The following is an 18,210-nucleotide window of genomic DNA, read 5'->3' as shown; positions in this document are numbered from 1 at the left end:
AGTATCTGATCGTTTGTTTATAAATTTTGATAGAAACTCGGTCAAATAAAAGCTTATGCTTCTGGAGATATTATCTCTATTTGCTTTTTATCTCTCAACTCAGAAGAAACATACCAGCTGTCCCATTGTGAAAATTGCCTGAAAACCCTTATATACCCTTTCGACAATAAGATATCGTCAACAAGTTTCTCATTTTTGGGATTATTCTCAACCGATATTACTCCAAATCTATGCCGAAAACTATAAGAAGATAATATTTCTAGCTCACTGCCCTCTGTATCAATCGATAAATATTCAACGACAGATGGGGCTTTGTATTTATCGAGAAGGTCGTCTAACGATATTGTATTTATTTCTACACGCTGACCTTGGCTTCGGATCTCGGCGAAATGGTCAGCATCTGAGAATTTAGCTATCCCGCTGAGCTCAGGATCAGTGTCATTAGTCAATATAAATTCAATCGAGTCTCCCGACGTTGAAGAAACACAATCTTTTTCAATGAAAGCATTTCTATTGATTGCCAATTCCGAGTGCCATAGGGGGTTTGGCTCAGCCAGAATTCCCTTCCAGCCGAATTGCTTTTCTAGCAGCCATGTGTTGCTGTTTTTGACGCCGTTGGTCGCGCCAAACTCTACGAAGAATCCTCCATTCTTCTCTCCGAGTTCAAAACAAACCCATAAATCTTGAAGAATTTGCGATCTGGAGCGCTCTCTCCGAGCTAAGCAATAGCTAATAAATCTTACGTCTTCGTCAATAATGATATTTTTTACTTCCTGTCTGTTGAGGCGTAGCGCATTAAATATTAGTTTCTGAGCGGATTGATTCTCTAAGACTCTACTTAATACACTTGCGACACCCAATAAGGCTAAGCTCTTTGCGACAATCACGCGGATTCTCCGTGTAAAACAACAGGGAGTTTTAGCTCGAAGATTGTCTTAATCAATAATCATGCCATGTCAAAAATCGGAAATCAGAATAATCTGCGCGCGCAGACGACTTCCGCTTTGATGTCTTTTCCAAGCAAAATGCGAACCGGCGAAAATCCACCCATTGCTGCTGTTGCGCAGGGCGTACGAAGCCTAAGGTTTTGGACACCGGAACTTCCCGTAGAGAACCCGATGCCCACCCGCAAACCGGCCGTGCTGTTCGTCTGCCTCGGCAACATCTGTCGCTCGCCGCTGGCGGAGGCTGCGTTCCGGCGTGCGGCCGAGCTCGGCGGGCTCGACGTCGCGGTCGACTCGGCCGGCACGAGCGGCTGGCACATCGGAGCGCCGCCGGACCCTCGGGCGCAGGCGGTGGCCCTGCGCCACGGCATCGACATCTCCGGCTATCGGGGCCGCCAGGTGCAGCCGGAGGACTTTGCGCGGTTCACCCACATCGTCGCTCTCGACCGCGACAACCTCGCCGCGCTGAAGCGTCTGCGCCCGGCCGACAGCGCGGAGCTGTCGCTTTTGCTCGACCACGTGCCGGGCCGAGGCGGCGAGGCGGTCGCCGATCCCTATTACGGCGACGAGTCCGGCTTCGACGCGACCTGGGCGGACGCCACCGCGGGCGCCCGGGCGCTCGTGGAGAAGCTGAAGCGATGAGCGGGCTCGCCGAGCGCGCGGCGGCGCTGCTCGGCGGCAGACTCGCGCGGGCCGAGCCCGTGGGCGGCGGCAACCTCTCGCGTGTGATCCGGATCTTCTTGGATGACGGGCGCGAGGCCATCGCGAAGGATGGGCCGGCTCCGCTCGTCGAGGCCGCGATGCTGCGTGCGATCCGTGACACCGGGGCGCCCGCACCGGAGGTGTTCGGGGCCGATTCCGCCACCATCGTCATGGCCCGGTTGCCGGCAGGCGGTGGGGATGCCGACGGCGATCTCGGCCATGCGGTCGCCCGGCTCCACGCGGTCGCCGGCGAAAGCTACGGCTGGGCGTGCAACTACGCCTTCGGCGGGGTGGTCATCGAGAATGGCTGGAGCGAGGACTGGCCCGCCTTCTGGGCCGAGCGGCGGCTGCTCTGTCATTGCCCGCATCTCGACGCGCCCCTGGCGCGCCGGATCGAAGCCCTTGCAGCGCGGCTCGCCGATCACCTGCCGGCACGGCCGCGCCCGGCGCTGCTGCATGGCGACCTCTGGGGCGGCAACGTGCTCACCGACGGCGCCGTCGTCTCCGGCCTGATCGATCCGGCCTGCTACCACGGCCACGCGGAAGTCGATCTCGCCATGCTGACGCTGTTCGGCGGCCCGGGGTCGGCCTTTCGCGAGGCCTACGGTCCTGCCGAGCCCGGCTTCGCCGAGCGGGTGCCGATCTACCAGCTCTGGCCGGCCCTGGTGCATCTGCGCCTGTTCGGGGCCGGCTATCGCGGCATGGTCGAGGCGAAGCTCGCGGCGGCCGGGGCTTGAGGCCTCAAGCGGGGATGCGTCCCGCTCCATTAAGAGTATGTACCTCTGGTATGTATAGGAAAATTAGCATAGTAGCGATATGATGTCAATGGCCTCGCGCGGCGGCCGATTCGCGTCGGGTGGGGCCGCTTTCGACGTGGGACGACCTGGGACAGGCGGGACGAATGTCCCGAACGTTCTCTATTCCGTCCGGCGTCAGGCCGGGATCCTCACCGTCGCCCGCAGGCCGCCGAGCGGGGAATCGTGCAGCGAGACGTCGCCGCCATGGGTCCGGGCGATGTCCCTGGCGATGGCGAGGCCGAGCCCCGATCCGCCGGCATCCTGCCGGGCATCGTCGAGGCGCACGAAGGGCTTGAACACCTCCTCCCGGCTCTGCGTCGGCACGCCCGGCCCATCGTCGTCGATCGAGACGAGGAAGGACCGGCCATCGACGCGCCCGCCGATGGCGACCGTGTCGCCGTAGCGCGCAGCGTTGGCGGCGAGGTTGAACAGGCAGCGCCGGAAGGCGTCGGGCCTCACGGTGACGATCGGGCGGCCCTCGAGCGTGACGTCGTTCACGTGGGCGCCGAGGCGCTCGATGTCGGTGCGCAGGTCTTCGAGGAGCGCGCGCATGTCGGTGGCCGCGGCGGTCTCGGCCGAGTCGCCGCGGGCGAAGGCGAGGTAGCCCTCCAACATCCGGCTCATCTCGTCGACGTCGCGGCGCAGGTCCTCGACGTCCGGGCTCTGCTCGACCAGGGCGAGCGACAGCTTGAACCGGGTGAGGATCGTGCGCAGGTCGTGGCTCACGCCATTGAGCATCGCCGTGCGCTGCTCCATGGCGCGCTCGATGCGCCGCTTCATCTCGATGAAGGCATGGCCCGCCTGCCGGACCTCGCGGGCGCCGCGTGGCTTGAACTCGATCTCGCGGCCCTTGCCGAAGCTCTCGGCGACGAGGGACAGCCGTACGATCGGCTTGATCTGGTTGCGCAGGAACAAGATCGCGACGCCGAGCAGGACCAGCGAGGAGCCGATCATCCAGACCAGGAAGATGTGCGAGTTGGAGGCGTAGGCTTGGCTGCGCCGCGCCGTCACCCGCAGGACGCCGTCGGGGATCGCGACGCGGATCTCGATGAGATTCGAGCGGCCGACGGTGTCGATCCAGAACGGCCGCTTGATCTGCTTCTTGATCTCCTCTGACAGGGCTTCATCGAGGATCGAGAAGAACGGTCGTGGTCCCTGCGGAGGGAGCTTGGCGCCCTTCAGGATGTCGAGATCGAGATTGAGCCGGTTGTTCGCGATCCGCGCCAGCGTCTCGGCATCCTTATCCTTCGGGTAGGTCTCGTAAATATCGATCAGCGCGGCGACGTCGGCGGTGACGGCGGACGAAAGCCGGCGCGTCACGAGTTGCCAGTGCCGCTCCATGAAGGTGTAGGCGATCACCGATTGGAGCAGCACCATCGGCGCGATGATGATGATCAGCGAGCGGGCGTAGAGCCCCTTCGGCAGCACGTCGCCGATCAGGCGCGAGAGGCGGCGCCACGGTCCGCGCCGGCGCTTCGGGGGAGACTCCGGCTCACCGGGCTTCACCCCGATGACGATGCCCTCGATCGTGCGCGCCTCGGACATCGATCGGCCCGGGTCAATCGACCGCGAGGCGGTAGCCGACGCCGCGCACCGTCTGGAGATAGGTGGGGTTGGCCGGGTCGACCTCGGTCTTGCGGCGCAGGCGGTTGATCTGCACGTCGATGGTGCGCTCGCCCGCCCAGCCGCCGGCCAGGGCATCGCGCTCGACGTTGCCGCCGCGGGCCTCCGCCAGCATGGTCAGGATCTCGCGCTCGCGCTCGCTGATCTTCACGGATTCGTCGCCGCGCCGCAGCTCGCCCCGGTCGATCTTGTAGGTGAAGGGGCCGAAATTGACCTCGCCGCCCGGGCTGCGCGCCGGGCCGGTGGGCTGGCCGCGCCTGAGGATGTTGTTGAGCCGCAGGATCAGCTCTCGGGGCTCGAAGGGCTTGGGCAGGTAGTCGTCGGCGCCGATTTCCAGACCCATGACACGGTCGTTGGAATTGGAGCGGGCCGTCAGCATCAGGATCGGCACGTTGGAGGCCTCGCGGACCTGCCGCGCATAGTCGAAGCCGTTCTCGCCGGGCATCATTACGTCGAGCACCAGCGCGTCGAAGACGAAAGCCTTCGAGCGAGAGCGCGCCTCCGGCACGTCCCCGGCGGCGGTGACGCGAAAGCCCTGCTCGGTGAGGAAGCGCGTCAGCAACTCGCGCACCCGGCGATCGTCGTCGACGACGAGCACGTGAGGCGCGTGATCCGGCAGCTCGGCACGCGGCTTCGGCGAGGCACTCGTCATCAGGCGGCCTTCGTGCGGCGGGCCATCAGGCGGCGGACCGTGGCCCGCTCCTCGGGCTCGATCATCGCGAGTAGGAAGCCTTGCGCCGAGGCCAGGGCCTCGCCGGGGTCGTCGGTCGCGCCTCGTCCCGGCTGATCGACCAGGGCGCGGGCGACGCGGCGCATCTGAACGCGGCTCAGCTCCTCGGCGAAGCGGATGCCCGCTTCCGTGCAGAAGAGCAGCCTCTGGCGCCGGTCATTCGTGCCGGTGCGCTGCGCTATGTAGCCCTGCTCGATCAAGTCTTTCAGCACCCGGTTGAGGCTCTGCTTGGTGATGCGCAGGATATCCAGGAGTTCGGCGATCGTGAGACCCGGATAGCGGTCGACGAAATGTAGCACGCGGTGATGCGCCCGTCCGAAGCCGTACTCCGCCAGGATGCGATCGGGGTCGGCGACGAAGTCCCGGTAGGCGAAGAACAGGAGTTCGATGAGGTCGTCGCCGTCATTGCGATCGGGGAAACGCGGCTCCATGATCGGAGCGGTCTCGGCGAGTTCGGCGGGGTCTGTCGTCGCTCGGTAGGGCAAGACGGTCGCGACCTCGACGGACGATCGGCACGGATAAGTCAGTGTTATTGACATATCTCAGCCTCGTCGTTAGGCGTCAACCCTTCAGGCGCCGCCCCGAGGATCGTCCCGTTCGGCCCGCCCGACGACCCCGCGGCCGACCCGAGCCGCGCAAGAGGAATCCGACATGTCCGTCATCCCGTTCGACCAGCGTGAGGGCACCATCTGGGTCGACGGCGCCATGGTGCCGTGGCGGGATGCGAAGATCCATGTGCTGAGCCACGGGCTGCATTACGGCTCATCGGTCTTCGAGGGCGAGCGCGCCTATGGCGGCGTCATCTTCAAGAGCCGTGAGCATGCGGAGCGCCTCAAGCGCTCGGCGCAGTATCTCGACTTCGAGGTGCCGTACTCTGTCGAGGAGATCGAGGCCGCCAAGGAGCTCGTCCTCAAGACCAGCGGATTGCAAGACGCGTATCTGCGTCCGATCGCCTGGCGCGGCTCGGAGATGATGGGCGTGTCCGCGCAGGGTAACACGATCCACCTCGCCATCGCCGCCTGGGAATGGCCGAGCTACTTCGATCCGGCCACCAAGATGAAGGGTATCCGCCTCGATCTCGCCGACTACCGCCGGCCCGACCCGCGCACGATTCCCTCCGCCTCGAAAGCGGCCGGGCTCTACATGATCTGCACAATCTCGAAGCACCGCGCCGAAAACAAGGGCTATGCCGACGCGCTGATGCTCGACTGGGAGGACAACGTCGCTGAGTGCACTGGCGCGAACATCTTCTTCATCCAGGATGGCGTGATCCATACGCCCACCGCCGACCGCTTCCTGAACGGCATCACTCGCCAGACCGTGATCGAGCTGGCCAAGCGCCGCGGTTACGAGCTGATCGAGCGTCGCATCCGACCGGACGAGATGGAGGGCTTCTCGGAGTGCTTCATCACCGGCTCGGCCGCCGAGGTCACGCCCGTCTCGGAGATCGGCCCCTATTCGTTCGTGCCGGCGGCGATGACCAAAACTCTGATGGACGACTACACCGCCGAAGTGCAGCCGCGGTCCAAGGCTGCTTAAACGCCTTCGCTGGAGGGGCAGTCGGACCCACGCGAAGGCGGAGACCCGAGCCAGGTCTCCGGCTTCGTTTGCGTTCAGGTGCTCGGATGGCGGGCCGGAACCGCTCCCGGCGTCAGGTGTTGGCTAGAACAATCCATGAACGAGAGCGGTAGTGCTATGGCAAAGGCAGCAACGGACGCACACGACAACCCGAAGATCGTCCCGGATGAGTCTTCGAACCGGATCAAGGACCCGGACGAGTGGACGACGGGTGGCGAGCCAATGACGGGCGCGCAGGCCTCCTACCTCAAGACGCTTTCGGAACAGGCCAAGGACGCGAAGGCCTTCGATGCCGAACTCGACAAGGCCGAGGCATCAAAGCGGATCGATGCCCTTCGGAAAGCCGTGGGAACTGAATAGGGCGGCTCAAGCATCTCGCGTCCGCTGTGGAAACTTGAGATAGCAGGATCGAGTTAAGACGTTCGCAATTGTTCAACGGCTATCGAGACGAGTTGCAGTCTGGCCGAGGTTCGACCGACGTGAGTAGCCCCCTTCCCATCGAGGCAGCGAAAGAGTCGCCGCACCGTTCGATCCTGGTGCGGTTCGCGCAGGATTGCAGCGGCGCGACCGCCATCGAATATGCATTGGTCGGGGGCTTGATTGCAGTTGCCGTCACCCCGGCGATCCGGACGGCGATGACGAAGCTCTGGAATACGATTCTGACAGGCGTAAGCGCGCAGTAAAGTGGCGGTGAAGCGGCTACCGTTGCGGCCGAATACTGCCCAGTGTGTGTTCGTGCTTCCTGGCGTGCCTATTTGTTCTTGCGACGAACGGATTGCTTGCCGCCAGCATCATCGACCTTAGGCGCGCTGGCCGTCGGGCCAGTACCGGCCTCAGACTTCTCGGGACCGGATGCCGGCGATTCCGCCGGCGGTGTCTCGGTGGGTTTGCTCCAGAACGCGTCGAAGATGTCCTGCATGGCCTTCGCGTTCTGTTCCTGAACCTGGACGCCGGTCTGAAACATCTGCTGGAAGGCCTCGAAGGGCGCTTCCTCCATGCCGTCGGCCTTCGCTGCCTTTTCATTGGCAGGCTCCGACGGGAGGACGGTGGCCTTCAGAGGCGCCGGCTCCTCACGGGTGGGCGACGACGGCTTCGTCTCGGCCTGGGGCGGGAGAGCGGCTCCGCCGGCGAACTGGTTGATCCAGTCGGTCCAGAAAGCCGCCACCGGATAGCCTGGATCGGGCGGTGGCGCAGCAGGCTGACTCTGGGCCGGAGGCGGCTGGTTGACCAAGACGTGGACGATGCCGGCGACCACCATTCCGGCCATCACCGGCAGCATTTGGCGCAGGGCCTGCTGGCCAATGCCGCTGACCGACGAAGCCTGCTGGAGAACGGCTTGGCTGAGCATCGGCGAGCCGAAGAGCTGGCCCAGGAAGTCGGGCTGAGCCGACGCTTGCGGCTTCGACGATGGCGCGCGATAGGCGTCAGGGCTCGTCATGCCAAGCATGCGCCCGAAGCCCATCGGATCGCTCACCACGCTGCGCTGAAGACCTGCCGCGATGGCCGGCATCAGCGCGTTCATGGCGCTTCGGCTCTGCTCGGGCGTCAGTCCGAATTGCTGTCCGATCGTCTGCATGCCGGGACCGGCTTGGCTCTGCAGAATGTCGAACAGGTTGAACATGAGCGGTACTCTGGCTCGGACGCTCCGCGGCAGATCCGGAGGTTTCATCTCTGAATCTGTCGCATTGGCGAAAAATTCGCCAGCGCGAAGACCCGCTTTGGTCAACAAAGCACGGGAATGCCGTCCCGCGGCACCCCTCAGACGGGCATTTTCTCCCGCGCGTCGCTCTCGATCGCCGTCCGCTCGGTCGGTGCATCCGAGATTTTTCGGGCGCGCTGCTCCAGAGTGCCGATCGTCCGCGCCGCCAGCGTGATGCCTATGAGCCCGAACGTGAAGGAGCCGACACCGATCCCGGCAATGACACCGCGCGGTCCGAAGAGCATGCCGCCGAGGAGGGCAGGGGGCATAGTGCCCAGTGTCGCACGGCCCCAATTCAGCGCCGTCGAGGTCAGCGGGAAGCCGAGATTGTTGAAGGAGGCGTTCCCGAGGAAGAGCAGCCCGTTGCAGAACCAGATCGGACCGCTCACGAAACAGAAGAAGACGAGGAGGTCGGCGGCGACGCCGCTCAGCTCGAACAGATGCGCAAGCGGCCAGGCGCAGGCCATCAGCGCCAGCCAGACCACGATGACGTAGCCCGCACCCACGAGGGCGCCCTCGCGCAGCACGCCGCGCATCCGGTCGAAGCGGGAGGCGCCCCAGTTCTGACCGAGGATCGGGCCGATCGCGCCGGACATGGCGAAGAGCCCGCAGAAGGCCACCGGTGAGAGCCTGTCAATCACGACGTTGGCGGCGATGGCCGTCGTACCGAAGCCCGAGAGAGCATGGGCGACGAAGGCGCTCGCGATGGCCGGCGCGAGGTTGGTCAGGATCGCCGGGAACGCGATGCGCGCGACCACCGGGCCGTCGTCGAGGACCTCCGTCGCCCTTGGCGGCTGCAGCATGCGGTACTTGCGCACGCCGATCCAGCCGATGATGGCGAAGGTTGCCCGCGCGAGGCAGACGGTCATCGCCGCGCCGTCGACACCGAGGCCGGCCGTGAAGATCAGGATCGGGTCCACGCAAGCCGTGACGATGGCGCCCCCGAGCGTCACCCACATCGCCTCACGCGCCGCCCCGACGGAGCGCAGCAGCCCTGTGAACAGCATGCCGGGCGCCATCAGCAGGTTCGAGGGCAGCGCGATCCAGAGGAAGCGCTTGGCGATCGGCAGGGTATGCGCATCCGCCCCGATCGCCCGGAGCAGCGGGTCGAGGAGCGGCAGCAACGTCAGCACGAGTGCGCCCGAGACGACGAGCGAGTGAATCAGGGTCGAACTCGCGATCCGTCGGGCATAGGCCTCATCGCCGGAGCCGATCGCCCGCGAGACCAGGGCGCCGGCAGCAATCATCAGGCCGATATTGATCGAGATCGCGAAGAACTGGACGATCGAGGCGAATCCGACGGCGGCAGTGAGCTGCGGATCGCCGAGCTTGGACACGTAGATCAGCGAGAGCAGGTCGACGAGGAAGATCGCCATCAGGCCGACCGCACCCGTCGCGCTCATCACGACCACGTGCCGCAAGATCGAGCCAGAGAGGAAGCGGGCCGCGCCGGGCGGCGGGGCAGCGGGGCTGATCAGTTCGATGCCATCGCTTGCTGAACGCTCGCTATCCATCGGTCGCCGCGTCTTCCGGCTCCAACTCGCGCATCGCGGCCTCGCGCCGCTCCGACTCGATGAGACCGCGCGTCTCGGCGCTGAGCGCGCGAGACGGCCGCTGCGGCTCGGTCAGCGGCTCGGGGCGCAACTCCGTCGCCGGGCCGCGCATCCAACCGCCTCCCTCTGGGAGCGCGCCAGCTTGCTGCAAGACGAGGCGGGCGACATCGCGCTTGCGCACATCCTCGATACGCGCGGCCGCGGCCTCCTCGGAGAGACCCAGGCCTTCCAGGGCGGCCCGGCCGAACCGCAGGGCGGATTCGAGGGTCTCGCGGATCTGAAAGTCCACGTCGCGATTCATGAGCTCGATGGCGTGGTTGCGGTCGTAGGCCCGCAGGTAGGTCCGTACGCTCGAGAACTCCTCGTGCACGATGTCGACGATCTTGAGCGAGGCCGCCGCGTCGTCGATGCAGATGCAGACCAGTTCGGCCCGGCCGATACCGGCGGCGCGCAGCACATCGAGCCGCGTGCCGTCTCCATAATAGACCCGGAAGCCGAAGCGCGCGGCATTGCGGATCTGCTCGACGTCCTTGTCGATGACGGTGACGCTGATGCCCTCCGCCAGCAGAACTTGGGTCGCCAAATGCCCGAACCGTCCGAAGCCGATGACGAGGACGCGGGCCTCGGCCGGCTCGATCGTGTCCGCGGGCGCCGCGGCGGTCTCGGGCCGCCGCGCGAGGAGCGTATCGAGGCCTTTCGCGGCGAGCGGACCCACGATCATGGTCAGCGCCGCCAGCGCCACCGAGAAGCGTGTCGCGGAGGTGTCGAGCAGACGCAGTTCGCCCGCGGCCGGCAGGATCACGAAGGCGAATTCGCCGGCTGGCGCCAGGACGGCTCCGCCGCGCACGGCGTCGAGCCAGGACGAGCCGAACAGCCGGAACAGCCCGGCGACCAGCGCGACTTTGAGCAAGATGGCCGCCACCGTCGCACCGACGAGCTCAGGCCAATGCGCCTTGAGCAAGCCGCCGTCGATGGACATGCCGACGCTCATGAAGAACAGGCCGAGCAGCATGCCGCGGAACGGCTCGATGTCGGCTTCGAGCTGGTGGCGGAAGTTCGATTCGGCGAGCATCACGCCGGCGAGGAACGCGCCCATCGCCATGGAGAGGCCGACCTCTTCCATCAGCATCGCCGTGCCGAGCACGACGAGCAGCGCGGCGGCAGTCATCACCTCGCGGCCACCGGCGGCGGCGAGCAGGCGGAAGAACGGATTCAGGCCGTAGCGCCCGACGAGGACCACCACGACGATGCCGAGGCCCGCGACGGCCGTGGAGCGCAAGGCCCCCTCGATCCAGCCCCCCTCGGGCGCGCCGCCCGCCGAGGCGAGCAGCGGCAGCACGGCCAGGATGGCGACGACCGAAATATCCTGAAAGAGCAGCACGGCGAAGGAGCGGCTGCCATAGGCGCTGCTGAGGTCGCCCCGCTCCTCCAGCAGTTGCAGCGCCACCGCAGTGGCCGAGAGAGCGAGCGCGACGCCGATCACGGCCGCCGCGGCGACCGAAAGCCCGAAAACCAGGCCTGCCCCGGCCAGCACCAAGGAGCACAGCGCGAGCTGCGCAGCGCCCAGCCCGAAGATGTCGCGTCGCATCGAGACGAGGCGCGAGAGTTCGAGCTCCAGCCCGACGATGAAGAGCAGCAGCACGACGCCGATCTCGGCGACACTCGTCGCCGTCTCGGGCTCGGCGATCAGCGACAGGCCGAAAGGCCCGATGGCGACGCCGGCCACGAGATAGCCGAGCACGGCGCTCTGCCCGAGTAGCCGGAAGATCGGCACGCCGACGACGGCAGCCGACAGGAAGGTCAGGACAGGCGGCAGGAAGCTCGCGTGCGTCGTGGCGCTCGCCATGGGGCTCCCGGAACTGTGACGTGCCACGAAGGGCGGGATGGTGCTCCCTTAGCTTGCTGTCGGGCGGCATGCGAGGGCCGCGCCGTGCCGTTCGTCACGCGGGGGTCACGTCCGCTGCGGATTGTGATACGAAGCCTGTGCTATTTCAGCGTTCAGCCGCTCTGCCGGTTGACAGCACACTCCCCGCCTCTCCACATCCTCGGGATCATGAGCGCCGATACCATCAACCTGACCGCGGATCCCGACCGGATCCCGCATCCCGCCATCAGTGGCGAGAAGCCGCCGTTGGAGATCCTGCTCTGCGCGCCACGCGGCTTCTGTGCCGGCGTGGTGCGCGCGATCGACGTGGTCGAGCGCGCGCTCGCGATCTACGGACCTCCGGTCTACGTCCGCCACGAGATCGTCCACAACAAGTACGTGGTCGAGACGCTCAAGCGGAAGGGCGCCGTGTTCGTGCGCGAGCTCGATGAGGTGCCGGACGAGGGCGCTCCCGTCGTGTTCTCAGCCCATGGCGTGGCCAAGACCGTCCCGGCCAATGCCGTCAGCCGTGGCCTGACCACGATCGACGCGACCTGCCCGCTGGTGACCAAGGTTCACCGCGAGGCTGAGATCCATCACAAGCGCGGCCGCCACGTGCTTCTGGTCGGCCATTCCGGTCACCCGGAGGTCGTCGGCACCATGGGCCAGTTGCCTAAGGGCTCGATCACGCTTGTCGAGGATCTCGAGCAGATCGAAGCGCTCGAAGTGGCTGATCCCGGCAACCTCGCCTGGGTCACGCAGACGACGCTGTCGGTCGACGACACCAAGCACATCGTCGCGGCGCTCAAGACGAAGTTCCCGATGATCACCGGGCCGCACAAGGACGACATCTGCTACGCCACCACCAACCGCCAAGAAGCGGTGAAGGAAGTGGCTCCGCAGGTCGACGCGCTGATCGTGGTGGGCTCCTCGAATTCCTCGAATTCGCAGCGCCTGCGCGAGGTCGCCGAGCGGGCAGGCTGCCCGATCACCCGCCTCGTGTTGCGGGCCGAGGAGATCGACTGGGAGGCGTTCGGCAACATCCGTCGCCTCGGGCTAACCGCGGGCGCTTCGGCGCCGGAGGTGCTGGTCGAGGAGATCATCGACGCCTTCGCTGCGCGCTACGACGTCAGCGTCGATCAGGTCTCGGTGACGGTCGAGGACATGTCGTTCCCGCTGCCGCGCGAACTGCGCAGCGAGGCCGCGGAGTAATCATCGGTACACACAAAGCGACGACAGGGGCGCCAGACTCGGCGCCCTTTGTTTTGGATTGAGCAGCGAGGGGCGATCTGCCTTGGCCGTCTACACCGAGGTTTCCGACGAGGCGCTGACGGCTTTCCTGGCCGAGTACGATCTCGGCTCGCTGCTGTCCTACAAGGGCATCGCCGAGGGGGTCGAGAACTCGAACTTCTTCCTGCACACCACGGCCGGCTCCTACATCCTCACGCTCTACGAAAAGCGGGTGCGGGAGGAGGACCTGCCGTTCTTCCTCAACCTGATGGGGCACCTGTTCCGCGCCGGGCTCTCATGCCCGCAACCGGTGAAGAACCGCCGCGACACCGCGCTCGGCTCCCTCTGCGGCCGCCCGGCGGCAATCATCAGCTTCCTCGACGGCGTCTCCGTGAAACGCCCGACGGTCGACCATTGCCGCGAACTCGGCCGGGCTCTCGCCGGCTTTCACCATGCCGGGCGCGATTTCGGCATGAGCCGCGCGAACAGCCTGTCCGTCGATGCGTGGCGGCCGCTTTTCGAGCAGGCTGGGGCGCAGGCCGATACTGTCGCTCCGGGGCTTGCCGAGCGCACGCGGGCGGACCTGTCGCTGCTTGAAGCCTCCTGGCCGCACGATCTGCCGAGTGGCGTGATCCATGCGGATCTCTTCACCGACAACGTGTTCTTCATCGGCGACGCGCTGTCGGGGATCATCGACTTCTACTTCGCCTGCACCGATGCGCTGGCCTATGACCTCGCGATCTGCCTCAACGCCTGGTGCTTCGAGCCGGATGGCCGCTATCACCGCGACATGGGTGCCGCGATGATCGCCGGCTACCAGGAGCATCGCCCTCTGGAGCCGCGTGAGGTCGAGGCTCTGCCGATCCTCGCGCGCGGCGCAGCAATGCGCTTCATGCTGACCCGTCTCGTCGACTGGCTAAACGTGCCGCCTGGGGCCCTCGTGCAGCCGAAGGACCCGCTGGAATACGACCGCCGGCTCGCTTTCCACCGCAAATCGAGCCACGCGACCGACTACGGCTGGTCGGAATAGAAGGTACCCCTTCGTTCCGGCAATCAAAACACATCGATCGAGCGTTAAGTCCGCGAGGCATGCCGCAGCCGACTGACCGTGTGCGACGGCGAATTGTCGGATGGCGCGTCCGATTTCAGGAGGCGCGTGGTCGGGCGTGTACGGCGAAATCGGGCCGATACCGGCCGGAGCCGAGAGTCTGCATTCCCGCCTCGCGGGCCTCGAAGCGGTCGGCCGATTCTCGGCCGAAAGCAGCGAGATGCACTCGTGACAGCCAACTACGATGACTCGGCGCCTTCGAGCAGGAATATTCTCATCGTCCGATAGAGCTCCTCCTGGGCCGCGGCGGTGCTGAGATCGTGATCGACCCCGTCGATGACGACCACAGGCTCGCCGAGCCGCTGGGCGATCCGCTCGGGCGTACGACCGAGATGCTCGTGGAGGCTCTGAAGGCCGCGGTCGCCGGCGCTGTAGACGAGGCGGATGCGTGCGCCGCGCTGCCTGATCATCGCGATGCGCTGGGCGACCGTACCGCCCGCGGGAGCAGGGCGAACGAGCCGTGCCAGCCTTGCACCGAGCCGGGCACGGGCGGTGCGGGCGAGGGCCACACCGATCGCCCACCCCCGGATCTCACCGCGCAGGAGCCGGCGCCACGACGTGCCTTGCCGAAGCATGTTCAGGTAGGTCGCGTTGCTTCGAAAGACGTTGCGGATCACGGTCTCGACGTCGTCGTCCGGATTCCAATCGAAGCAATACGGATTGATCAGGAGCGCACCCGCGAGTCGTGGCTCCCGGCAAACGGCCTGAAATCCGAGATGGGCGCCGCTGCAGGCACCAACGATCACCACCGGCCCGAGGCCGATTGCGTCGAGATGGTCGAGGGCGGCGCGAACGTCGTCGAGGGGGTCCAGCGAATAGAGCGGAGAGGCGCCGCTGGGGCGGTCGGGGCTGTCACCGATGCCGCGCAGGTCCAAGCGTAGGGAGGCGATGCCTTCGCTTGCCAGACGCCGTGCATTCGCGGTCGTCTGGCGGCCCCAGCCCGAGTGTGGGTTTGTCCCGGCATTGACGAAGAGCACCGTGGGATGCCGCTGAACCGCGCGATAGGGACGGCACAGGATACCGAACAGATCTGCTCCTAAACGCTGCGGTTCTTCGCTCCAGGCCGGACCCTCGATCCGGGCCGACGGCGATGGAGCGCGCAGCGGCGCCGGGGAGGGCAGAGCGCCCTGCGCGACGAAATCCACCACCCTCGCGAAGGAGTCTTCCGGGGCCACGGCAAAGAGCGGATTGGCCAAGAGCTGGGCGAGGCCGGGGAAGGGAAGGGCGGTCACGTCGCTGCCGAGTGCCGCGTAGCGCTTGGCGAGGCCGGACGCCTCCGCTCCGAGCAGCAGCACGCTCGGAGCTGGCGGTCGAGCTGGCGCCTTGAGGTCGAGCGCGGAGAGGTCGGTCGCGAGATCGGGACAGATGCGGAACCCGCCGACGTTGAGCACGCCCTCCTCCTGCGTGAGCGGCGCGCCATCGGGCAGCACGCCGATGGTGCGCGACTGCAACTTCAGCTCGCGCAGGTAGGCGCGGCCACTCGCGAAAGGCGCGAGCAGCGCAACCCGATCGACGGCCTCCCCCTCGGCGGCGAGCGCCGCCAAAGTGCCGCCGAGCCTCAGGCCGACGAGAACGATCTCCTCGGAGCCCGCTTCTTCGCGCAGGTAGCGGATCGCCCGGCGGATCGCGCGGAGCCAGCTCTCGACGCGGCCCGATCCGAGATCTCCGGAATCGCCCTCGCCAGGATAATCGAAGCGGAGCGTCGCGCAGCCCGTGGCGGCGATCCGCTCGCCGAGCGTGCGCCAGGAGCGGTGCGCCGAGAGCTGCTCGAAGCCGTGCGTGCCGCACAGGATCACGCCGCGCCGGCTGATCCCCGGACTGAACCAGCCGAACAGCCCATCGAAGGCGACCGGCTCCATCTGCAGGGGAAGCGCCATCGCCTGATGGAAATTGTGGGAGGTCTCAACTGCCATCGCGCCCGATCCTCACGACCTCGATGCCATTGATCGCCCGGAGCGTGACGCGGGGCGGTCCGACGACTTGCTCGCGGTCAACGAGCGGGACCAGCCGCGTCGCGCCGGGGGCGAGATGGAACCAGTTGTCCGAGGCACGCACGCCCTCGGCCTCGATCTGGACGCTGAGCGCGAAAGACTCGGAGGAGAGACGCAGCGCCCAACCGGCGCCATCCGCGACCAGCTCTGCCGCAAGGCCGATCTTGCGTGGTTCCGGGTCGCGGCCCTGCGGGAAATGGAAGGCTTCGGCGATCACGGTGCCGTCCGCCGCATCGAGCAGGCTCGCATGGCCGAGGACATGGGCAGGCGGCCCGAAACGGTAGGCGTCGGTGGCATCGAAGAAGCGCCCGAGCAGTTCGGTCGAGGACCAGCTCTGCGATGCGCGCGGATCGAGTTCGACGGCGCGCTCGGCACTCGCGACGACGCGGCTCGCCGCGTCCGTGAAGGTGATGCGCAGTTGCGCGCTCACGGGCGCGGCCGTCTCGTTTTGGACGTGCAGGTGCAGGCCGTTCAGCCCCTCGTCGGAGAGGCCGAGTTGCAGTGAGCGGAAGGCACGCTTGAGGGCGTACCAAGCCGGCTTCGGCTGCCCCAAGACATCGACGACGCCCCAGCCCGCGCCCGGACCGAGATCGCGCAGGAACCACACGAGGCCGCCGGCGGTCGGCGAGCGCGCGCGGCGCCACTCCGAGAAGGTGGTCTCCATGCATTCGCCGCTCGTGGCGCGGGCGAGCATCAGGTAGCGCTCGGGATCCTCGCGACGCAGCTGATCCGCGTCGACACCGTAGAGCTGCGCGAGATAGTGGTCGCGGACTCCCTCGAAGTCCCAATCCGCCCCGCGGTCGCGCGGGATGCCCGCAGACCAGCGCTCGCTCGTCGGGTCGGTGAGGCCGAGCTGGGCCAGCGTGGCCGCCTCCGGCACGTTGGCGAAAGCCAGGCATTCGGTGGCGAAGCCGACCTCGGCGCGGCGCGCATCCTCGAAGGGACGCTTGTAGGCGCCCACCCCGTAATAGTGGGTGACGCCGGCACTCGTAGAGAAGGGCAGGTCGCCGCCAGACGGCGAGTTCGGCACGACGACGAGATCGGGCCGCTGCCGCTTGATGATGCCGGGCAATTCCTCGGCGACGAAGCGGCCGGCCCAGACCTCTCGCGGGTAGCCGAGCATAGCCGCCTGCTGCCAGACCTCGCTGCCACCGCCGATCACGCAGAGCGAGGGCGAGGATTGCGTGCGGTCGAGCAACTGCTCGATCTCGCGCACCAGATCGGCGCGAAACGCCGGGTCGTCGGTGGGGTAGTCGAAATTGGCCAGCATCAGGTCTTGCCAGACCAGGATGCCGAGTTCGTCGCAGAGACCGTGGAAGGCCGGCGACTCGTAGAGCGTGATGCCGGAGACGCGCAGCATGTTCATGCCGGCCTCGCGCGCCAGGTCGAGAAGTGGTCGATAGGTGCCCGCCTCGCCCGAGAGCCCGACGAGATCCGCCGGCATCCAGCTTGCGCCGCGGCAGAAGACCGGTACGCCGTTGATCGCGAGGCCGAGACCCTCCTCGAAGGGCCGCGTCAGTGTAATGGAGCGGAAGCCGACCCGGCCGAGATCGAGCCGATGGCTGCCGATCTCGACTTCGACGGCGTGGAGCCGGGGCGCGCCGTGGGTATGCGGCCACCATTTTTCGACGCCCGGTAGCGCCAGTTCGCCTTCGAAGCGGCCCCGAGCGGTCTGCGAGAGGTCGGCATCGCGACCATCGCAGCGCAGGACAGCGCGATCGGCCCCGACGCCTTCGACTTCGAGGCTGACGCTCAGACGGCCGGTATCGCCGCCGAGCCGCGTCCGCAGATCGGCGGAGACGACGCGCACCTCCTCCTCGCGGAGCGGGATGCGCGTGATCGGCCGGTACGGCCCGACCGCGTCGATGTTCGGACACCAGCCCGGCATGAAGCCGAGTAGGCTGGTGCGCACATGTCGGAGCGAACCGGGCGTGGCGAGGCGCGGACGCCAGCGACCGCGCTTGTTCGGGCGCGCCAGCTCCGTTGCGAGCGAGCGGAAGCAGATCGCGAGGTCGTTCTCACCGCAGAGATCGACGTCGACCTCGTGGGCCAGGAACATCGAGCGGCTGGAGAGCACGGGCACTCCGTTGAGCCAAACCTCGGCCAGCGTCGCCAGCCCATCGAAGCGCAGGCATTCGCGGCCGTGGCCGGTGAAGCTCGTGCGGTACCAGACGTCGCGATCGTGGATCGGCGTCGGCTCGGCCTCGGACCAGCGTGCGGCATCGCGCAGGGCCGCCGCCGCCGTGCCAGGCACGGGGGGCGGAATCCAGTCCGCGCAGGTGTCGAGATCGCCCGGCCCCGCGCAAGCGCCCGGCGGCGTCAGGGTCAGATGCCAGGTGCCGGTGACCGGCTGCGGCGACACACCGTCGATTGCGATGATGCGCGTCACGG

At 66.4% G+C, this 18,210-nt stretch carries 16 protein-coding genes; 7 read left to right on the top strand and 9 right to left on the bottom strand.

What is annotated here, in order from left to right:
- Positions 1–53 precede the first annotated feature (53 nt).
- Positions 54–887 carry an FkbM family methyltransferase gene (locus tag GGR33_RS05090; RefSeq protein WP_284211008.1) on the bottom strand — a complete coding sequence of 278 codons (834 nt, stop codon included), beginning with the start codon at positions 885–887 and terminating at the stop codon, positions 54–56.
- Positions 888–1,118: 231 nt separating this feature from the next.
- Here GGR33_RS05090 and GGR33_RS05085 point away from each other — a divergent pair, with 231 nt between their 5' ends.
- On the top strand, positions 1,119–1,586 hold the full coding sequence (locus tag GGR33_RS05085; RefSeq protein WP_183502586.1) for a low molecular weight protein-tyrosine-phosphatase: 468 nt from the start codon (positions 1,119–1,121) through the stop codon (positions 1,584–1,586).
- On the top strand, positions 1,583–2,383 hold the full coding sequence (locus tag GGR33_RS05080) for a fructosamine kinase family protein (RefSeq protein ID WP_183502584.1): 801 nt from the start codon (positions 1,583–1,585) through the stop codon (positions 2,381–2,383). Before GGR33_RS05085 ends, GGR33_RS05080 begins: the two co-directional genes overlap by 4 nt.
- Positions 2,384–2,578: 195 nt before the next feature.
- Here GGR33_RS05080 and GGR33_RS05075 read toward each other — a convergent pair whose 3' ends face one another.
- Genes GGR33_RS05075 through GGR33_RS05065 form a run of 3 tightly spaced genes read right to left on the bottom strand, consistent with a single transcriptional unit; the run spans position 2,579 to position 5,227 of the window.
- Positions 2,579–3,988 (bottom strand): ATP-binding protein, encoded by a 1,410-nt coding sequence (locus GGR33_RS05075; protein ID WP_183502582.1) that lies wholly within the window; start codon positions 3,986–3,988, stop codon positions 2,579–2,581.
- A 13-nt stretch (positions 3,989–4,001) separates the two neighbouring features.
- Complete coding sequence (locus tag GGR33_RS05070; protein ID WP_183502580.1) at positions 4,002–4,718, bottom strand: response regulator; 717 nt, start codon at positions 4,716–4,718, stop codon at positions 4,002–4,004.
- A complete protein-coding gene (locus GGR33_RS05065) occupies positions 4,718–5,227 on the bottom strand; it encodes a MarR family winged helix-turn-helix transcriptional regulator (RefSeq protein WP_183503512.1) in 510 nt (169 codons plus the stop codon). The genes GGR33_RS05070 and GGR33_RS05065 overlap by 1 nt, the downstream gene beginning before the upstream one ends.
- A gap of 220 nt (positions 5,228–5,447) precedes the next feature.
- Here GGR33_RS05065 and GGR33_RS05060 point away from each other — a divergent pair, with 220 nt between their 5' ends.
- The 3 genes from GGR33_RS05060 to GGR33_RS05050 all read left to right on the top strand — a co-directional run bounded on the left by GGR33_RS05060 (position 5,448) and on the right by GGR33_RS05050 (position 7,057).
- Entirely contained in the window at positions 5,448–6,335 is an 888-nt protein-coding gene (locus GGR33_RS05060) for a branched-chain amino acid aminotransferase (RefSeq protein WP_183502578.1), read from the top strand.
- 156 nt (positions 6,336–6,491) lie between these two features.
- Positions 6,492–6,734 (top strand): DUF3072 domain-containing protein, encoded by a 243-nt coding sequence (locus GGR33_RS05055; RefSeq protein WP_246412853.1) that lies wholly within the window; start codon positions 6,492–6,494, stop codon positions 6,732–6,734.
- A 119-nt stretch (positions 6,735–6,853) separates the two neighbouring features.
- Complete coding sequence (locus tag GGR33_RS05050) at positions 6,854–7,057, top strand: Flp family type IVb pilin (RefSeq protein ID WP_284211007.1); 204 nt, start codon at positions 6,854–6,856, stop codon at positions 7,055–7,057.
- Between the two features lie 68 nt (positions 7,058–7,125).
- Here GGR33_RS05050 and GGR33_RS05045 read toward each other — a convergent pair whose 3' ends face one another.
- The 3 genes from GGR33_RS05045 to GGR33_RS05035 form a co-directional block, all read right to left on the bottom strand.
- Positions 7,126–7,995 (bottom strand): DUF937 domain-containing protein, encoded by an 870-nt coding sequence (locus GGR33_RS05045; RefSeq protein WP_183502574.1) that lies wholly within the window; start codon positions 7,993–7,995, stop codon positions 7,126–7,128.
- A 137-nt stretch (positions 7,996–8,132) separates the two neighbouring features.
- Entirely contained in the window at positions 8,133–9,587 is a 1,455-nt protein-coding gene (locus GGR33_RS05040) for an MATE family efflux transporter (RefSeq protein ID WP_183502572.1), read from the bottom strand.
- Positions 9,580–11,472, bottom strand: a complete 1,893-nt coding sequence (locus GGR33_RS05035; RefSeq protein WP_183502570.1) for a monovalent cation:proton antiporter-2 (CPA2) family protein — start codon at positions 11,470–11,472, stop codon at positions 9,580–9,582. The genes GGR33_RS05040 and GGR33_RS05035 overlap by 8 nt, the downstream gene beginning before the upstream one ends.
- Before the next feature lie 207 nt (positions 11,473–11,679).
- On the opposite strand from GGR33_RS05035, the gene ispH reads away from it, so the two are divergent.
- Together ispH and GGR33_RS05025 are read left to right on the top strand one after the other, a co-directional pair.
- On the top strand, positions 11,680–12,702 hold the full coding sequence (ispH, locus tag GGR33_RS05030; RefSeq protein WP_183502568.1) for a 4-hydroxy-3-methylbut-2-enyl diphosphate reductase: 1,023 nt from the start codon (positions 11,680–11,682) through the stop codon (positions 12,700–12,702).
- An 82-nt stretch (positions 12,703–12,784) separates the two neighbouring features.
- The gene (locus GGR33_RS05025) at positions 12,785–13,750 is read left to right on the top strand and encodes a homoserine kinase (protein ID WP_183502566.1); all 966 of its coding nucleotides are present in this window, start codon (positions 12,785–12,787) and stop codon (positions 13,748–13,750) included.
- Positions 13,751–14,007: 257 nt separating this feature from the next.
- Here GGR33_RS05025 and GGR33_RS05020 read toward each other — a convergent pair whose 3' ends face one another.
- Positions 14,008–15,741: an alpha/beta hydrolase family protein gene (locus tag GGR33_RS05020; RefSeq protein WP_183502564.1), complete on the bottom strand. Its 1,734-nt coding sequence runs from the start codon at positions 15,739–15,741 to the stop codon at positions 14,008–14,010.
- Positions 15,731–18,208: a glycoside hydrolase family 2 protein gene (locus GGR33_RS05015; RefSeq protein WP_183502562.1), complete on the bottom strand. Its 2,478-nt coding sequence runs from the start codon at positions 18,206–18,208 to the stop codon at positions 15,731–15,733. Before GGR33_RS05015 ends, GGR33_RS05020 begins: the two co-directional genes overlap by 11 nt.
- Between the last annotated feature and the right edge of the window lie 2 nt (positions 18,209–18,210).

Source organism: Methylobacterium brachythecii (genome assembly GCF_014196345.1).
GTDB classification, from domain to species: Bacteria; Pseudomonadota; Alphaproteobacteria; order Rhizobiales; family Beijerinckiaceae; genus Methylobacterium; species Methylobacterium brachythecii.
The sequence above is the reverse complement of the archived record's forward strand: the minus strand, read 5'-3'. Positions and strand labels throughout refer to the sequence as shown.